The 19349-nt window shown below is 36.4% G+C and carries 12 protein-coding genes; 1 reads left to right on the forward strand and 11 read right to left on the reverse strand.

The genetic code is table 11. The features are described 5' to 3' along the window. Positions 1-54 precede the first annotated feature (54 nt). From FHR29_RS23695 to FHR29_RS23740, 10 genes are all read right to left on the reverse strand, one after another. Positions 55-1575, reverse strand: a complete 1521-nt coding sequence (locus FHR29_RS23695) for a DUF6377 domain-containing protein (protein ID WP_243655985.1) — start codon at positions 1573-1575, stop codon at positions 55-57. Positions 1576-1856: 281 nt separating this feature from the next. Further along, positions 1857-4139, reverse strand: coding sequence for a GH92 family glycosyl hydrolase (locus tag FHR29_RS23700; protein ID WP_183917602.1), 2283 nt, complete (start codon positions 4137-4139; stop codon positions 1857-1859). Between the two features lie 190 nt (positions 4140-4329). Next, positions 4330-4440: a RagB/SusD family nutrient uptake outer membrane protein gene (locus FHR29_RS26900; protein ID WP_132841274.1), complete on the reverse strand. Its 111-nt coding sequence runs from the start codon at positions 4438-4440 to the stop codon at positions 4330-4332. Further along, positions 4427-6358, reverse strand: coding sequence for a RagB/SusD family nutrient uptake outer membrane protein (locus FHR29_RS23710; protein ID WP_221197921.1), 1932 nt, complete (start codon positions 6356-6358; stop codon positions 4427-4429). Before FHR29_RS23710 ends, FHR29_RS26900 begins: the two co-directional genes overlap by 14 nt. Before the next feature lie 10 nt (positions 6359-6368). Continuing rightward, positions 6369-9623 (reverse strand): TonB-dependent receptor, encoded by a 3255-nt coding sequence (locus FHR29_RS23715; protein WP_221197922.1) that lies wholly within the window; start codon positions 9621-9623, stop codon positions 6369-6371. A 226-nt stretch (positions 9624-9849) separates the two neighbouring features. Further along, positions 9850-10533 carry a response regulator transcription factor gene (locus FHR29_RS23720; protein ID WP_183917604.1) on the reverse strand — a complete coding sequence of 228 codons (684 nt, stop codon included), beginning with the start codon at positions 10531-10533 and terminating at the stop codon, positions 9850-9852. A 3-nt stretch (positions 10534-10536) separates the two neighbouring features. Next, on the reverse strand, positions 10537-11937 hold the full coding sequence (locus tag FHR29_RS23725; protein ID WP_183917606.1) for a sensor histidine kinase KdpD: 1401 nt from the start codon (positions 11935-11937) through the stop codon (positions 10537-10539). Positions 11938-12039: 102 nt separating this feature from the next. Continuing rightward, positions 12040-14331, reverse strand: a complete 2292-nt coding sequence (locus tag FHR29_RS23730; RefSeq protein ID WP_183917608.1) for a GH92 family glycosyl hydrolase — start codon at positions 14329-14331, stop codon at positions 12040-12042. Between the two features lie 12 nt (positions 14332-14343). Next, complete coding sequence (locus FHR29_RS23735) at positions 14344-15057, reverse strand: basic secretory protein-like protein (RefSeq protein WP_183917610.1); 714 nt, start codon at positions 15055-15057, stop codon at positions 14344-14346. Between the two features lie 6 nt (positions 15058-15063). Continuing rightward, positions 15064-17394: a GH92 family glycosyl hydrolase gene (locus tag FHR29_RS23740; protein WP_168127658.1), complete on the reverse strand. Its 2331-nt coding sequence runs from the start codon at positions 17392-17394 to the stop codon at positions 15064-15066. A 256-nt stretch (positions 17395-17650) separates the two neighbouring features. On the opposite strand from FHR29_RS23740, the gene FHR29_RS23745 reads away from it, so the two are divergent. Then, positions 17651-17842, forward strand: coding sequence for a cold-shock protein (locus FHR29_RS23745; protein ID WP_021190047.1), 192 nt, complete (start codon positions 17651-17653; stop codon positions 17840-17842). 228 nt (positions 17843-18070) lie between these two features. Here the strand turns inward: FHR29_RS23745 and FHR29_RS23750 are convergent, their stop codons facing one another. Further along, on the reverse strand, positions 18071-19318 hold the full coding sequence (locus FHR29_RS23750; RefSeq protein WP_221197923.1) for a glycoside hydrolase family 88 protein: 1248 nt from the start codon (positions 19316-19318) through the stop codon (positions 18071-18073). Positions 19319-19349 lie beyond the last annotated feature (31 nt).

Raw genomic sequence — 19349 nt, forward strand, 5'->3', positions numbered from 1 at the left:
TAAAACAAGACGGTTAAATAAAATTCAGGGAGTTAAAAAGTACTAAATTGACCTTTAAGAGCGATCAATTACTGCAATTTGTCGGACTTGATCTTCAAAATCATCTCGATTTCCAACGGCTTTATTGCGGACTTTTGTCCGATAGTTATATACTGTGCGAAGGGAGTAACGTAAGAAACTCGCAATCTTAACACTGTCTGAAATGCCCAGACGAATCAAGGCAAAAATACGGAGCTCAGTATTTAGAAACTCACCTTTCTTGGGTAGGATTTGCTCATCTGGAGCAAGCAGTTTATTGAAATCTGTAACAAATGAAGGATATAGATTTAAGAAAATGCGGTCAAAATTAATATATAACTGCTGCACTTCCCGTTCGACCATCTGTGTGGATTTCAGTTGATCTTTGATCGCATCCCATTGTTGGGCACTGGCTTTCTTAAGAAGTGCTTTCCGGATGTCTTCCATCTTATCAATATAATTGGAACAGAGATCAAAAAATTGGGCGATATATTCTTCTTTGATGTGATTTGATTCAAAGAGCTGCATGTTTTTATCATTGACCTCTTCATTCAGTTTACGTAAATTGCTGTTGGTCATCGAAAGCTCTTCACGTGTTAACCTTAATCGTTGTACCTGCCTAAAGATAAATACCAAACCGATAATCAAGATCAATGATAAAAAGCTAATGACAATTAACATCACTTGTAACTGTCTATTCTGGGTATTGATTTTCTTCTGATAAGCTGCGTTAATAATCGGATAAAAAGATGTGCCTTCTACTATTCGATAACGTACATTACAACCCATTGCGTCATCGATCGCTTTTTCAATAAATTTAAATGCATGATCAAAGTCGCGGAGCTCATAATAAGTCAATGCCAGATCTTGCAAAGAGGCATTGTCACGATTAGCAATTTCAATATCAGCAATTGCTGACTGCGCAAAATAATAACGCTGTGCGATTATATTTTTTTCCTGCTTATAGATTAGTCCTATGAAATAGGCAATAAGTGCTCTTTGTTCTAAATCTTCTTTGTTTTCCTTCCACATGGCTTTAAATAAGGTCTTAGCCTCTTCTCGCTGTCCTTGAAATAGGATTTTAATCGCTGTTGCACTTTTAAACTGAGAAGACTGTGGATCAAGAACCATTAACAAGGAGTCTCGGTAACGCTCACTTGCCTGGTAGTATTTTTCATGATTATTGCTTTGGCCATAATGACTGTAAAAAGCGCTATAAGTTTCATAATATTGCGGTAATAATGTACTTGATAGTGTAGTGGGATTTAACTGTTGCAATACATGTTCTGCCTCAATGTACCTACCTATTGAAGAATAGATCCAAGCCAGATCTAGACTTACGGCTATTGATGACGAATCTGAATTTTTTAAAGCTAATTGTCGACATAGCATAATATAATGCAATGCTGAGTCGGATTGAAACTTTTTATAGTTTTTAAATATTTCGTAATTTTTCTTTAGATAGTCATGTTCATCTTTTTTTACCAAAGAGGCTTCCTGTTTAAGTTTAGCAATATGATCTTCTCTTTTTTTCACATAGAGTTCTTGATTTTCCATAACATAATCAAGCTTGCGATATAGACTTATACTATCGCTCAAATCTTGCGCAAAGACTGTTAAAATGAAAAAATAGAATAAAAAAAGAGTAATAAAACGTTTCGTCATTATTTAAATTCCCCAATGGTTGAAGATAAATATATCATATTTTAGCTATAAAAAACAAACAGGGGGCAGACAAAAAATTGTCGCCCCCTGTTTAACAGCCTAATAACAACCATTGTTGGCATTAAAGATCTCTTTTAAAAATTTTCGTTAGTACATTCAAAATTGATTTATTGCTACAATTTCATTTTACTGAATGAGTAGGGTGCATCAGTATCTTTAATTCCTCTTTTTTTGTTCGGTTTATCAGCCATATCAAATTGCAACTCCCCCCCTTTCATTAGCTCCTTATATTGAAAGAAATTCTTGGTATACATTTTCCCATTAACCTTTACTTCATTGACGTATACGTTATCTTTATTTTGATTAGTCGCGTCGATCTTCAGTGTTTTCCCATTTTGTAGATTTAATTTAACGGATTGAAATTGTGGTGATCCCAATACATATTCGCCCGAAGCTGGAGCTACGGGATAGAAACCTAAAGCTGAGAAAACATACCAAGCAGATGTTTGTCCATTATCTTCATCACCACAATAACCATCGGGAGTTGGCAGATAAAGCTTATCCATAATTTGGCGCACCCAATATTGTGCTTTCCAAGGCTCAGCAGCATAATTATAGAGATATGGCATGTGCTGAATTGGCTGATTACCATGTGCATATTGGCCCATATTCATGATTTGCATTTCTCTCATTTCGTGGATCATACTTCTGCTCTTCATGCCCTCGTAGCTTGGTATCACAAATACGGTATCAAGCATTGCATTGAAAGCCTTTTTACTACCCATTAAATCAATCAAACCTTGCGGATCATGGAAGACACAAAAACTCCAGTGCCACGCATTTCCTTCAGTATACTCTTTAGACCAGGCACTTGGATCAAAAGGTGTAAAAGTACCATCAGATTTTTTTCCCCGCATCAATTTTGTCTCAGCATCATAAATATTTTTATAATTCATGGCACGCTTTGCATAAATTGAAATTTCTGAATTTGGTTTTCCTAAGGCTTTTCCAAATTGATAGATACTCCAATCATTATAGGCATATTCCAAAGTTCTGGCGACATTTTGATTGATATTCTTATCAATTGGTATAAACCCTAATGTATTATACAACTCATGACCGAACCTTCCTGTTGCTGAAATTTTAGGATGAGCGTTATTTGCCCCATGCACGACAGCGTCCCATAATAGATCAGCATCATATCCTTTTCTTCCTGTTGCAAAAGCATCTGCCACCACTGAGGCCGAATTATTACCGATCATTGACTCACGATGCCCCGGGGAAGCCCATTCTGGTAAAAATCCACTTTCCTTATATGCATTTACCAGTCCAGCCTGCATACGATCATTCATTTCAGGGTAGATGAGATTCAATAAGGGAAATAAGCTTCTAAATGTATCCCAAAATCCGGTATCTGTAAACATTTCCCCGGGTAGAACCTGTCCGTTATAAGGACTATAATGCACCCTTTTTCCTTGTGCATCTATTTCTGAGAAATCTCGCGGAAATAAAGTCGAACGATACAAACAGGAATAAAAAGTTTTTAAACGATCAATATCTGGATCTTTCACCTCAACACGTCCCAATACTTCATTCCATTTCACTTTTCCTACCGTAACTATCTCATCAAACGTGTTGCCTTTAACTTCTTTAAGGTTTAGCTCCGCTTGTTCAAAACTGATAAATGATGATGCAACACGAGCGATAACCTGCTCACCTCGTTTCAAATTTTTAAATCCTACGATAGCACCTGCATGGTTATCCTTCATTTCTAGTACATTATTTTTGATATCGCCACTCTTTACAGCTGCTTTAAAATCAAATGAACGATCAAAAACGATGACAAAATAGTTTTTAAAGTTATCAGGCACGCCACCACTATTCCGGGTGTTATACCCGATTATCTTATTTTCTTCTGGAATTACTTTAATGTATGATCCTTTATCGAAAGCATCAATAACCACCTGAGCTGCTTCAGTTTTTGGAAAGGTAAAACGAAATATTGCCCCTCGCTCCGATGGTGTTAATTCTGTAGTCACATCATGATCTGCAAGATATACACTATAGTAATACGGTTTTACGACTTCTGCTTTATGGGAAAACCAGCTCGCACGCTTTTCTTGGTCAAAGACTGGTTCTCCAATTGTTGGCATAATAGAAAACTGTCCATAATCATTATTCCAAGGACTTGGCTGATGGGTTTGTTTAAAACCTTTGATTTTATCGGCCGTATAGGTATAGACCCAGCCATCACCCATATTGCCTGTTTGTGGTGTCCAGAAATTCATGCCCCATGGCATTGCAATAGCTGGATAGGTATTCCCATTTGACAATTCGTACTTAGACTGTGTCCCGATCAATGGGTTGACATAATCGACAGGACTAGATGACTGTGCTTTGCTCAACTGAACAGAGAGCAATAAAACTAATGCTCCTAAAATTTTTTTAAAATTCATTATTGTATTTTTCATTTTGATTGAAACCGCAGGAAGCAAGGTTTCAATCTTAATATTTAAATTTTGTTAAATTTACGTATCCCTGCATTAACTTAATATATGATACTGTTATAATTACAAAAATTTTAGGTTAAAGAGCATAAAACAAATCAAGGTCTTAAAAAGACCTCGATTTGATTACAAACAAACACTACCAACCTACATTTTGAATTAGTTTCTCATTTTTCAGTACTTCATTATTCGGAATTGGAAATAGATAATCCCGCTTTTTAAAAATTCTTGTTTTATTACCATCCAGGATTTTGTCCTAATGTTGGAGATTTCTGTAATTCTGGATCTAATATTGGAAACAAGTAATGCTTAGGTGCATCAAAAACACGATTTTCAACAAAAAACCTTTCCATTCTATAATGCTTTGTTCCAATTTCAATCTTTCCATTTGGATCTTCTATAGGGCGCATGCCATTGATCATATTTTGTAACTTAGGATATGCGGCTCTGTTATTTTTCCAGTAATTAATACTGCGTTCCGTATCAGTAGCTCCTGCACTCTCAAACAAAGCCTTTTTAGCTTTTTCAACAGAACTGCTAGGTTCTAAATATAAACGAAAATCAAAAGCGCGTTTATTTTCATAAAAAAACTCTACTCTTCGCTCTCTTTTAATGTATTCATCCATTAAATTTTTGTCACTAAGGGTTGCTAAAGGCATTGGCACCATAAACGATCGTGAGCGAACCTGATTAATCAAATCATAAATTTCTTGTGTGGGACCATCAATTTGGTTTACAGCTTCAGCATAGATATAGATAAAATCTGGTAATCTCCAAACTGGGGGTGCACTGATCGAGACACTACCATTTCTATTCCAAGCTTCCTGCAAATATTTTCTCAAGTAATAACCAGTTTTTGTCGCATTATTAGATCCGATTCTATTCGCTCCTTCTGCAGTATTCATTTGCGAGGGATTATTATCTCCCCCCCTAAAAGCAGCACCATGGAAGATAATATCACGATAAAATCTTGGATCTCTCGCTACTGAAACGTATGGATTAGCGTCATCATATCCGTCAGATTTTGCTTTTTCACTATAGATCGGATATCCATAACCATCTGGCGAAATATATTCATACTCATCAACCTGTTCTTGAACCGGCATTTGACGAGACCCGCCGCCCCGACTCGGTGGATAAACATCTCCAAACCAGCCTTCACCTTTATACTTTGTAAAAAACAATACATACTCATTTTTAAATGCTTCCATATCGTAATACATCTGCCAAAGCCGAGTTGGCACCGTCGATTTATTTGTATTTTGGCCACCGCTATCTCCAAAATCAGTTTTGCTATACTTCTGAAACAAGCTATATCTTTTTCCTCCACCTATTGTAAAATCTAGAACAGCTTTTGCGGCCTCCTTTGCTTTTACCCATCGATCAGGGCTTACAGCTGCATATTCACTTTCAAATTTTCTAGTTCCGGTATATCCTTTAGCAGCGGCCCCATTCCACAATGGAGTAGCTGCCATCCATCTAGCCTGCGCGATTAAACCCAAACATGCTCCTTTGTCAATGCGTCCAAAATTTTGACCTTCCCATTTTTCTGGCACTCTTTTATAAGCTTCCTCGGCATCTTTAACAATTTTTTCAACCACAGTATGAAAAGATTGTTTTTCAAAATTCATATTCTCAGTTGCTGTAATTACGTGGTCCACATAAGGAATTTCTCCATATATTCGAATCAACAACAAATGAAAATAAGCACGCATAAAATATATTTCGCCTATTCGCATTGGTAAAGAGCCAGGCTCAAGGATATCATCGGGTGTATTGTATTTGGTTACGCCTTGCAATACAACGTTTGTACGACGGATACCATCGTATAAACTATTCCAAAATTGTCCATTATCACCGGGCAATTCATTCACACTCCAGTCGCCTGTATTATATCGATTTGTAATATTGCCTTCTACAGAAGAGCCCTCAGCCTCATCAGTAATGGCAGCACTTGAAAAGTGATAAAACCAAGATATAGGTTGATTAGCACCTTTAGCTTTTGCATATATATCAGTTACCAGTTGATTGACTTTATCATATCTTGTGAAAATCTCATCTTCACGAAGTTGATCATCAGGCAATTTATCGAGGTATTTATTACAACCAAGACAAAAGAAAATAACTGTAATTACTGATATACTTAAAATAAATTTATTCATTTTCATAATCTCACTATTAAAAATTAAGATTCAATCCAAAATTATAGATCTTTGAAATCGGGTACCAATATCCACTGGCATTACCCATTTCAGGATCGATACTTAGATCCTTTAGACCAGACCATGTTAATAGGTTCATCCCTTGAGCATAAATTCTTAATTGGTTCAAACCAATTCTTTTCAACATTTGCTTCGGAAAATTGTATCCTATTTCAATATTCTTGAGCCTTAAATATTTCGCATCATATAAAAAGAGACTACTTTCACTATTTTTATTATTAGCTGAATTTCCCATATGTAAAGCCGGATAGGTTGCCGTTTCTGCAGTTTCTGGTGTCCAGCGCCCTAGGTGTATTGGTCTTACAGATCCAAACTTATCTTGATCAAAATTAGGGAAATCCCATGCTGCTGCATCTTTTAATACAATAGAAGAATTTAATGCGCCCTGAAATAATAGACTGAAATCAATGCCTTTATACTGTAATGTAATTGGGACACCAAATTGAATCTCTGGACTTCTTGGGTTACCCATAACTGTTCTATCACCTAGATCTGTAATTTTCCCATCGCCATTTAAATCCTTATAGACAACATCACCTGGCCCTACTTTACCCCAAGGTTGATACTGGCTTGAATTCAATTGATCAGCTTCTGCTTGATCCTTTACAAAATGATCAAATTGGTATAAAAAGTTTTCATAAAGACGTTTTCCTGTGGCCTGTCTATATGAATATTCACGTGGAATTTCCTGTCTGTAAATCAACTTATTGCGAGCAAATGTAAAATTAGGTTTAACAAAAAATCTAAAATCATCGCCAATCATATCTGAATAACTCAATTCGATATCAATACCTCTGTTTCTTACTTTTCCAATGTTGATCAATGGAGATGATTTGCCAACAACACCAGGAAAACTAATATCAGTAGACTGCAATTCAGTTATAATATCATAACGATAATCTTCAAATACATCAATATTTAGGTTGACTTTATTGCTCATAAATGCCATATCTAAACCTATATTTGTTTTTCTTGATTTTTCCCAACTAATATTTTCGTTTGCCAAACGTCCTTCACGTGCTCCTCCCAACGAATTATTGAAGTTCTGATCGCCAAAACTATAACCATCACCACCACCATAAAAAGCTAAATAGCCAAATCTACTATCTCCAGGCATCTTATCATTCCCAACTAACCCCATAGAAGCTCTCACTTTCAAGAAACTCAACCAGTCCTTCATACCATCCATAAACTTTTCTTTGCTGACAACCCAGCCAACAGCCCCCGCAGGAAAAAAACCAAACCGCTTACCTTTTATAAAATTTTCGGAGCCATTGTAACCAAAGTTAAATTCGCCTAAATATTTTTCAGAATAATTATAGGTAAACTGTCCAGTAAGGCCTTGATAACGAATATCAACACCCGCTTTTGAATTAGCTGCATCATAGATAGATTGACTTGACCTATTAAACAATAGCATACTGGCTACAGTATGTTTATCATTAAAAGATCTATTATAATTTATCTTTGCCTGTAAAAAAGTACGGTTAAAGGGACTACTTTGTGTAAAAGTATTACCTAAGGTCTGATCGATCGTAAATTTATTACCATTTGTATATAATCCTTCATAATGACCACCATTCATGAATACATCAATACCACCTACAGGTTGAAAGGTCGCATAACTCGGATATTCACGATACCCCTCACTATATGTCCCTAACTGTCGATAAAGCCATTGTTGTTCTTTAGCATCGTAAGAAAATACACCATCAACAGATAATCCTTTTGTTAAAAAGTCTAAATTCCAACCAGCTGCAAAACTTCCTTCCAATACTGTATTCTTTTCGGTGTGATAACCTGACCTAGTCAACTCACCTAAAACATTATAACGGTATATTTGATTTCCAAATAACAGACCTGACGGGTTGTTCAATAAATAGTTTTCTGTAGAGGGTTGTGCATTAGGTTCATTAACAATAGGCAAGTAAGGAGGTTGCGTCATAGCCAAAGTTGTTAATCTTGACGCTGATGTCCCCGGAGAAGTACGATCGGTTATGCGGGCGCCTAAATTCAATTTCACCCATAAATTTTTCGTAATATTAACATCTATATTCGACCTGAAGTTATAACGTTGAAATTTAGGTGAAACATTGTATTTGGAAAGATCCACGTGATCATAATTATTATCTTGTCCCATAAATCCGCCCATAACAAAATATTTGGCAACATCATTTCCTCCGCGAATAGAAAGATTATATTCATGTTGCGGAGCTGCTCGGAATATATAATCAAAATAATCCCAATTATAACCTAATCCATCACTATTATCACCCTTCGCTTTTCTAAAATTATTTATTGCTTCTGCACTAAATAATTTTAATGTCGAAGGATCACTTCCATTCAGTTTAGCATCATTGGTCATAGCTTCATTATAAAGTGTCGCATAATCCGCTGATCCCAATAATTCTGGTAATTGTGCAGCTGAATTTATTCCATAAGAAGCTCTGAAATTAACAGATGCTTTATCTGATGACTGCCCTCTTTTGGTTGTCACCACGATTACTCCATTGGCTCCACGAATACCATAAGGTGCTGTTGCTGAAGCATCTTTTAAAATAGAAACGGTTTCAATTTCATCAGGAGCCAAGTAGCTCATATCGCGTTCTATACCATCTACAATAATGATTGGCGATTGATTTCCATAAGTTGATTTACCTCTAATAAGAAGTTCAGATCGATCAACGCCCGGTTCACCACCAGCATATTGATTCACAATCAAACCAGGCAAGCGCCCTGCAAGCATGTTGTTAATATTTGCTGCAGGGCTCTGAATCAAATCTTTTGTTGTGATCGTTGAAACTGCGCCAACGACATTACGCTTCTTTTGCGTTGTATACCCAACTACAACAACATCCTCTAAAGCTTTAACGTCCTCCACAAGGCTAACCTGTACTAAAGTTCTGCCATTCAGAGCAATTTGTTGAGGTTGAAAACCTATAGATGAAAAAGTGATGACCGCCTCCCCATAGGGCACTTGTATCCGATATTTACCCGAAACATCTGTTTTTGTTGACTTTCCCGTAGCTTTAACAACGACTGTTACTCCCTCTATTGGTCGTCCAGTAGAATTATTAAGAACAGTCCCTGAAACATAGCCCTCTTCCTGCAAAACGGGAGATATAGAAATACCACGAAGCAATGAAGCTTTAACTTGATACAAACTACAGCAGGATAGCATTAGAAATAATGGAATTACTTTTCTTTTCATAAATTAAATTTTATAATCAGTTGACTAAACGAAAAGGTTTGTTACGACATATTGATTTCTAAAAATTGGTTAGAAAAAGAAAATCAACATTTTTTTACTGTGTCTTATTTAAGAAAATTTGCATAAAACAAATTGGCAAAAAAAACAAAACTAATTCGATTTACTAAAGATAAAACTTAAGAAATTAGAAACTTGTTAACCAATTGTTAACATCATTCTTTTTCTATTAATTCCTAATCAAACGGGTGATAAAGCCAACTTTATAGATTGTTTCAATTTTTAATTGATTAGAATTTAAGAGCACTTTCCGTATTTTAGAAATAAAGACATCTAGACTGCGTCCCATAAAATAGTCACTTTCCCCCCATAGTTTATTGAGTATTTCTTCTCTGGTCAGTACGCGATCTAAATTTTGCAATAGATATTTCCACACTTCAAATTCACGTGCAGTCAAACGTAATGTTTTCCCTCCATTAACACGTACTTCCATAGCACTGCAATACAAAACAACATCTGCAATTTGTAGTTCTTCTATCTTTTTCTCTTTGCCACGCGCTAAAATATTGTTCATGCGCCATAAGAGCTCTTCCGTATCAAATGGTTTGGTGACGTAATCTTCTGCTCCTAGCTTGAGTCCTGCAATACAGCTTTCCTTTGCATTGCGTGCTGTTAAAAACAAGAAACGAAATTCAGGTTTCAAAACCTTTATCCGCTTCACCAATTCAAAACCATCAAATGATGGCAGTTGAACATCGACTAGCAATAAATCGAAATTTTGTTTTTTACTCAACATTAAAGCTTTATCCCCATCATCGACTAGCTGTACATGAAACCCACTTCTTTCCAGATACCATTGTACCTCTACTCCAAGATCTGCATCATCTTCTATAAGTAATATTTTTCCTTCCATATCCTATTTACTAATTGGAATTATTATTCTAAAAATAGTCCCCTGATCTTGAAAAGTCTCCAGGTCTAGTTTCCATTTATGTACAGCAACAATATTATAAACAAAATATAAACCCAACCCTAATCCTGTTGAGGATCTGATCTGCCGACCTCTTTGGAACTTATTAAATATGCGACTTCGATCCTGTTTATCAATTCCAAACCCATTGTCGCCAATTTCAATCATTAACGATTTTGGGGAAATATATAAAACATTTACTTGCACTCTCTTGTGTTCACTTACGTTGTATTTCAATCCATTTTCAACTAAATTGGTGATTAAAGTGGTTAACATAAAATGATCGTAATAAACATATAAATCAACTGTATGAGGTTCAAAATTCAATACTACAGTTGCTTCTTTTTTCCATTTAATTTGACTATCAAGAATAATATCATTGAGATCTTTTACTAAAAGATGTTTTTGAAATTGTGCAGCCTGTGGATCAAAAGCTGACACCTCCAATGCTTGATTGATCAGTTTATCTAATCTTTGGGTCTGCCTAGTGATGACATCCACACTTCTGTAACCACCTTCCCATTTTTTATCTTCCAGGTCAGCTTTTAAATTTTTGACAGAGACCTGTATGGTTGTTAAGGGTGTCTTAAATTCATGCGTCACATGATTAAAAAAATCGGCTGAAATCTCATTCAATTTTTTTTGTCTTATCCAATTTCTCATGGTAATGAAAAATAAGAAAACGATGACTAAAATACTACTGCTCGATAAAAGCAACAATGGGGCAATAGCCATAACTATATTTTTTACCTGATTGTGCTTACTAGCATATAACTTAAAGGCAATTAAGTTAGAATTTTTGGAAGGAACTGTAACCGTAATGGCAGAGACAATATTTTGCGGACGAACGACCTCAAACTTTCCATCGATTAATCCATCTTGATCTGTCGAATTAACTTCAAACAATGAGTAATAGATTTTACCGTCAAACGTTAGCGCAAGCTTATCCAAATACAAAGCATAATCATACTCGGTCAAGTCCAGTTTTAGGTTTCGAATGATATTGTGAAACTGAATCTCAAAATCTGCTTTCTTTTTTAATTCTACCAAAATTTCATTTCCCAGATCTTTTAATTTACGGCGAAAAAGCTTTGGGTCTTCATGATACAGCTTTTGTAATGTTTCATACTGTGGTACCAAGATCGAATCAATAATTGCCTGCCCCCCTGGATACAACTTGTCATTGATGATAGATTCCTCATATGCTAATTTGATCTCTGCCTTTTCATTTTTCAGGAACTCAAGCTGTTCAATTTTATAAACGCTCGATATCAGTCTCAATTGAAGTAAAATTAAGACCACAAAGCTGGTAATGGCTACTGCTTGAATGATCTTAATTTTACTCATCTTCTTATTCATAAACTTTATCATTGACAGGTCCACAATAAACGATCTGATCTATGCTTTTATGAAACTTGATTTATTTATATGATAGGTCAATATAAAAATCTATTTCCCTGGCTTATCAGTCATCTCAAATTGCAGTGCCCCTCCATTCATAATGGCAGCATAAGAAAGTTTCAAATCAGCTAAAGGTTGGCCATTTAAGCTTACTTTTTTTACATAGACATTTTTTTCGGATTGATTTTTCACATCTATTGTAATCGTTTTGCCATTTTCTAGGTTAATCTTTGCCGATTTGACCAATGGACTCCCTATCCAGTAAGCATCATCTCCAGGTGCAACTGGATAAAAGCCCAAAGCAGTAAATAAATACCATGCAGACATCTGGCCACAGTCATCATTTCCACCTAAGCCTGCATGTCCATTATGATATTGATTCCGGATGATCTGACGTACACGAGCTTGTGTTTTCCAAGGGCTAGCGGTTTGATTGTATAAATATGCGACATGGTGCGATGGTTCATTACCATGTACATAGTTACCAATAATTCCATCGCGAGTGATATCTTCTGTATGTTCGAAATATTTATCTGGTAATTCCATTGTAAACAAGGAATCCAGATAGTTTTCTAATTTCTTGGATCCCCGCATCATTTCCATCATAGCCACTGGCTGATGTGGTACATATAAACTGTAATTCCAAGTATTACCCTCTATGAATCCTTGACCATGGGTCTCCAAAGCATCGAATTTAGATCTAAATATTCCTTTTGCATCTTTAGGTCTCATAAAGCCGATAGAATGATCATAAACATTTTTCCAATTTGATGCTCTTTTAATAAAATCTTTGTAAATGTCGTCTTTACCTAATTTTTTAGCAAGTTGCGCGATACACCAATCATCATAAGCATACTCCAGTGTATTGGAAACTGAAGTCCCAGAAATTTCATCTGGTACATATCCTAAATCGATATAGGATCCTATTCCTTCATATTTACGTGCATTTGCTGTTTGAACGCATGCTGCCAACGCGGCTTCGGCATCTCCTTTGTAAACTCCTTTCAAAATTGCATCTACCACCACCGAGACTGAATGATACCCGCTCATGCACCAATTATCATTGGCATAATGCGACCAAATAGGCAACATTTTCAAGACACTTTGATCATAGTGTGCCATCATGGATGATACCATATCGGCATTGCGCGTAGGATTGATTAAATTCATTAATGGATGGAATGCCCTAAAAGTATCCCATAACGAAAAAGAGGTGTAATTGGTAAATCCTTTTGCCTGATGCACTTCTTGATCCAAACCTTTGTATTCTCCATTCACATCCATATACACTGTCGGCATCAGACTGGCATGGTACATGGCGGTGTAGAAATTAATCAGATCTTCTTTGTTCAGCATATCCACCTGTACTTTGTTCAGTTCCTGCTCCCACGATTTTTGACCCGCTTTCACATAATTTTCAAAGTTCCAATCTGGTGCTTCGTGTTCCATATTCGCAAGCGCATTCTTCATACTTACGGGACTTAGTGCTACCTTCATCAAAACCTCCTCACCATCCTTCGTGTCAAAATCCAGATTCATTTTGATCTGATGTGCGGCTAAATCTGGAAAATTATTTTTTTGATCAAATTTTCGCCAAAAACCCGCATAAACCTGTTTTGCATCTTCATACTTAGCTCCATAATTTTTAAATGCTTTCGAAGTTTTAATCGCAAAATAAACTGTCCTTGTTCGAGCCCACCCATTAGTTTGACGGTAACCTACGATCGTCGAGTCATTCAAAACACGGACTACAGTCCAAACATTTTTAGCTTCGTAATTATAAATACCGGCGGTTAAATCTAAGATCAAGTGTGAAGCATCAGATTTTGGAAATGTATACCGATGTATGCCCACACGACTTGTGGTCGTCATCTCTGCTTTAATCTGATGTTTGTCTAAGAGTACCTTATAATAATTTGCTTCTGCAACCTCATTACTGTGTGAATATGGTGAACGATATCCATCCTGTGGTCTATCGGCAGTACCTGGATTCAACTGAACTTTACCCTGTGTGGGCATAACTAAGATGTCACCCAGATCTGAATGTCCTGTGCCACTAAAGTGAGTATGGCTGAACCCAACGATGGTCGGGTCATCATATTGGTATCCTGCACAATACTTGTAGACATCACCATTATATTTACCATTCATAGCATATGGAATGGTGTCTGTATCAGGACTTAGCTGTACGGCCCCAAATGGTACTGTTGCTCCTGGAAATGTATGCCCCATGCGGGCTGTACCAATTAAAGGTTTTACGTATTGTATTAAATTGGACTGCGCCTGTAGCAGGTTAGGAAACAGGAACAATCCTAAATATAGGAGTTGTTTACTTTTCATAAGTTTAGATTTTTAAAGACTTGGAGCCTGGCTATAGTTTTTCCATAACTCATCTAGTGTCTTTCCGGTTTGCTTTTCCCAAAATCCATCTGTAAAGGCTTTATTCCGCATTGCCACATCTAGATTTTTAACAAATCCTTTTTTTACCTTTTTCTCTATCCAAAAGAAAAAACGGGCGGTTACACGATAAGAGTCTGTATACTTTTGGCTTGCATTCCATTCTGGTAATTTCCAATTTGCTCCAGCATTGTCTATACCATCGGCAAAACGGACATAATCAGCGATTCCTTCTGTAATCCACCAAGGTCCAGAGCCATTGGGGTAGCCTTGCACGATATGCATCACTTCATGGGTTACGACATCTATATCCCCTGGATTCTTCGCAAACCATTCAGGACTATACCTTACTATTCCACCGGCTGTTGCGGCTACTCCTTTATAATCGGGATCGATCACAAAAGATACTTTTTTCATTGTTTTTTTGTTATACGTTTTTGCCAACTTCGGGTAATTGACAAAAAAAGTATGGATCAATTTTTCTTTCAAAACAGGGCTGAAATCTTTATCCTTATTTATCCAAATCAATGTGTAACCATTCTTTGTAATACTATCCGTATCAACTGCTACCTTACGATCATGTTCTGTATGGTTCCAGTTATCTTGAGCAAGGACTGATTGACCAGCAATCAACCCTATTACACAACCAACTATCTGACTAAATTTCATTTGTCATTATTTTTTAAAAACTGTCTTTAATTCTGTACTCATCGAATAAGGGGCTGCGTCTAATGTAGCTCCGCGGTTGTAGTTTGGTTTAGACGTCATATCAAAGGATAGTGTTCCCCCTTTCACTAATTCTTGGTGGCTCAACCAATTCTTAGTGTAGGATTTTCCATTAACTTTTAAGTCATTGACATAGAAATTCTGTGCACTAGCTTGATTTCCGAGGATCTCTACTGTTTTACCATTTTCCAGTTTTAATGTTGTTTTTGCGAAAAGTGGTGCTCCCAATACGTATTCATCGGTAGCAGGACAAACCGGATAAAATCCAAGTGAAGAGAAAACATACCAAGCGGAAGTTTGACCATTATCTTCGTCTCCACAATAACCATCGGGAGTAGCTTGATACATACGATCTAAGACCTGACGAACCCAATATTGTGTTTTCCAAGGTTGAGCACTATAATTATACAAGTAGATCATGTGCTGGATGGGTTGATTACCATGCGCATACTGTCCCATATTCGCGATCTGCATTTCACGAATTTCATGGATGGTACCCCCATAATAACTATCATCGAAAGCTGGTGGCTGTGTAAATACACTATCTAACATCGTATTAAATTGTTTATTACCCCCCATCAAACCGATTAATCCTTCTATATCGTGAAAAACACTCCACGAGTAATGCCAGCTATTGCCTTCGGTAAATGCATCACCCCATTTCAATGGATTGAATGGGCTCTGAAATTTGCCATCTTTATTTTTTCCGCGCATTAAGTTTGTTGAAGAATCAAATAGATGACGATAATTTTGTGCTCTTTTTGCGTACAGTTCAATATCTGCTTTCGGTTTTTTTAATGCTTTGGCTAATTGATAAATTGTAAAATCATCATACGCATACTCCAGTGTACGTGCTGCGTTTTCATTGATTCCTACATCATAGGGCACATAACCTAATTTGTTATAGTACTCAACTCCTTTACGGCCTACTGCAGTCATTGGTCCCTCATTGTTAGCCCCATGCTTCAAAGCCTCATAAAGTGTATTGATATCGTATCCTCTCAGTCCTTTAATATAGGCATCAGCCACTACTGAAGCAGAGTTATTACCCACCATGATATCTGCAAAACCCGGACTACTCCACTCTGGAAGAAATCCACCTTCTAAATACGCATTTTTCAATCCTTCTTGCATTTCAACATTGATGGATGGATACATGAGATTCAAGAATGGATATAGCGCTCTAAACGTGTCCCAAAAACCTGTACCACCGTATAAATATCCTGGTAATATTTTTCCATTATAAGGACTGTAATGTACCTTTTCTCCAGAGGCATTGATTTCATATAATTTATTTGGAAAGAATAACGTACGGTATAAGGTCGAATAGAAAGTACGCATCTGATCGATATTATCACCTTCTACAGCTAATCGACCTAGCTTTTCATTCCAGATTGCTCTTCCATCAGCCTTTACTTGATCAAAAGTACGGTTACCTAATTCATTGAGATTGAGCAGTGCTTGCTCTGCACTGATAAATGAAGAAGCTACACGAACTTGAACAGGTTTAGATTTATCTTTTACTTTAAAACCTAAAATTGCTCCGGTCTGATCTGCCGTGGATTTTAATTTACCTTTAAAACGTTCCTTACCTTCCCATGTTGAGTAATTATCAAAAGGTTGATCAAATATTAAGACAAAATAATTCTTAAAATTTGTCAATTTTCCACGAGAGTATCGTGTAGAATAACCGATAACCATATTCTTTTCAGGAATAATCTGTACTTCAGATCCCTTATCGAAGGCATCAAGGACAACAAATGCTGAATCTGTCTTATTAAAAGAAAATTTAAAATAAGCGGCACGCTCTGTCGGTGTTAATTCTGCTGTTACATCATGATCCGCTAAATACACGGAATAATAGTAAGGAGTTGCTTTTTCAGCTTTATGTGAAAACCAACTGGCTCTTTCTTCTTGATCAAAAGCGGCTTTACCGGTTACTGGCATTAAAGAAAACTGTCCGTAGTCATTCATCCATGGAGACGGCTGATGCGTCTGCTTCAATCCTCTTATTTTATCTGCGGCATAGGTATATTGCCAGCCATCGCCATTTTTCCCGGTCTGAGGAGTCCACATGTTCATACCCCAAGGTAATCCGATTGCAGGATATGTATTTCCGTTTGACAGCGAAGGTTTTGAATCTGTTCCCATAAGCGGGTTGACCAAATCAACAGGATCAACAGCTTTGCCATTTAATTTCTGGGCAGAAACAGTATTCGTACAAAATAAGGATAGGCTTAAACTCCATGCTATCCCCCATTTTAGGGTTTTAAAAATCATATGTGGTAAGTTAAATTGACATAAATTGGGTATTTCAACATCATAGCGAAGAAATAATTGATTTAACGAGATTAAAGATAAAACCTTTTAGCAATAAATAAAAATAAAATTTACAGCAATTCGCAAATCCTATCTTCTTTATTACAAAGGAGGTATAACAAAAAACAGAAATGTCATCTGAAAGTCTTTTTTACTCACCTTTGGGAAATTATCACATATTTAGCCTATCCTTGTATCAATATAATTTTTAAATAAAATGAATAAAGGAACTGTAAAGTTTTTCAATGAAACTAAAGGATTTGGTTTTATTACCCCTGAAAATGGTGGAGACGATGTATTTGTACACATTTCAGGCTTAAAAGACCAAGTTAGAGAAGGCGATAGCGTTAGCTACGAAATTGAAAACGGAAAAAAAGGCTTAAATGCTGTTAATGTAAGAATAAACTAATTACTATTATATTTTCTTGCAAAAGCAGCTTCCTCACAGGAAGCTGCTTTTTTTTGTTACAAACAGCAAAAACTCAAATCCAGATATACGATCTTTTAACTCCAGCATAAAAGATTCTTTAACGGTTCTTTTCTACCGTAAAAAATGCTAACATAAATATGCTCAAGAACACTTAAATCCTTGAGCATAACTATACGATATAAAATATATTTTCCTTTACAGATTTTCTTATTTCAATTCGGACAATCTTGTCAAACCTTCCAAATAATAATAATCTGCATAAGCCAGTGGCACATCAATCTCCGAGTTGTGAGGTATACTTCCAACACTATGTTTTAATAAAAAGCCTCCATTTGTCCCATAGTCAGCAAAATAAGCTGGTCCAGATAATGTTTTTAGAGTTGACTTAGCAAATTCTAAATAAGATCTACTCTCTTTCCCTGTAGTAAAAGTAGATAGGTCGACCAATGCTGATGCAACAACCGCCGCCGCCGAAGCATCTCTCGGTATATAATCAAGCTTCAAGTAGGCAAAGTCAAGATCTGACTTATACCCTTCCAGCTGTGCATTAAAATCCCAGTAAGGAATCTTATCCTTGGGTAAGTTCTTATGATTCATATAAAAACTTGCTGCAGCTTTGGCTGTCTCCAGAAACTCTTTCTTTTTGGTTTCTTTATACATCATCGTAAAACCATAGATTGCCCAGGCCTGACCTCTCGCCCAAGTCGAATTATCAGCATAACCTTGATTTGTTTGCCTATGGATGGCCTTACCATTTTCATCATAATCCACAACATGGTAGGTACTGTGATCCGGACGGAAATGATTCTGCATTGTTTTGGTTGCATGGCTGATCGCAACATTTCTAAATTTAGGATCTCCTGTAATATCCGAAACATAACACAACATCTCCAAATTCAGCATATTATCAATAATAACAGGATACTGCCAAGTTGTTTTGCCGTCCCATGACTTCTTTTGATTCCATGATTTAATCAATCCTACTTTTGGGTTATATCGTTTTAAAGCAGTATTAGCTGAGTGAATAATAATATCTTTATAAGCTTCTACCTTTTTTGGATCTTTGAGATATTTGATCGCATTACCATAAGAACAGTACATCACAAAACCAATATCATGGTGCTGGTCAAGGTTTTTCGCTTTCTCTAAAGCCTCGGTCCACTTTATCGCCTCGTTCTTTATTCCTTCGTCACCTGTTTTGTTGTATATGTACCAAAGCGATCCAGGAAAGAAACCTCCTGTCCAATCCCACTCACTCGTCACGACCAACTCACCTTTCTTATTTATTGTTCTTGGAAAATTTTTCAATTTATCAGCTTGCTTTGCTAAATATGTATATTGCTTTTCCGAAGCTTCAAAACTTTTCTTGATAAATGGCAATTTAATAGGTATAAAACTTAGTGTTAAACCTGCCACTGTAAGCCCCAATAAAGGAATCAACATTTTTCTTTTCATAAGAATCTTCATAATATAAATAGTAAACACA

The sequence above is a fragment of the Sphingobacterium sp. JUb56 genome, from assembly GCF_014191365.1.
Lineage (GTDB): Bacteria > Bacteroidota > Bacteroidia > Sphingobacteriales > Sphingobacteriaceae > Sphingobacterium > Sphingobacterium anhuiense.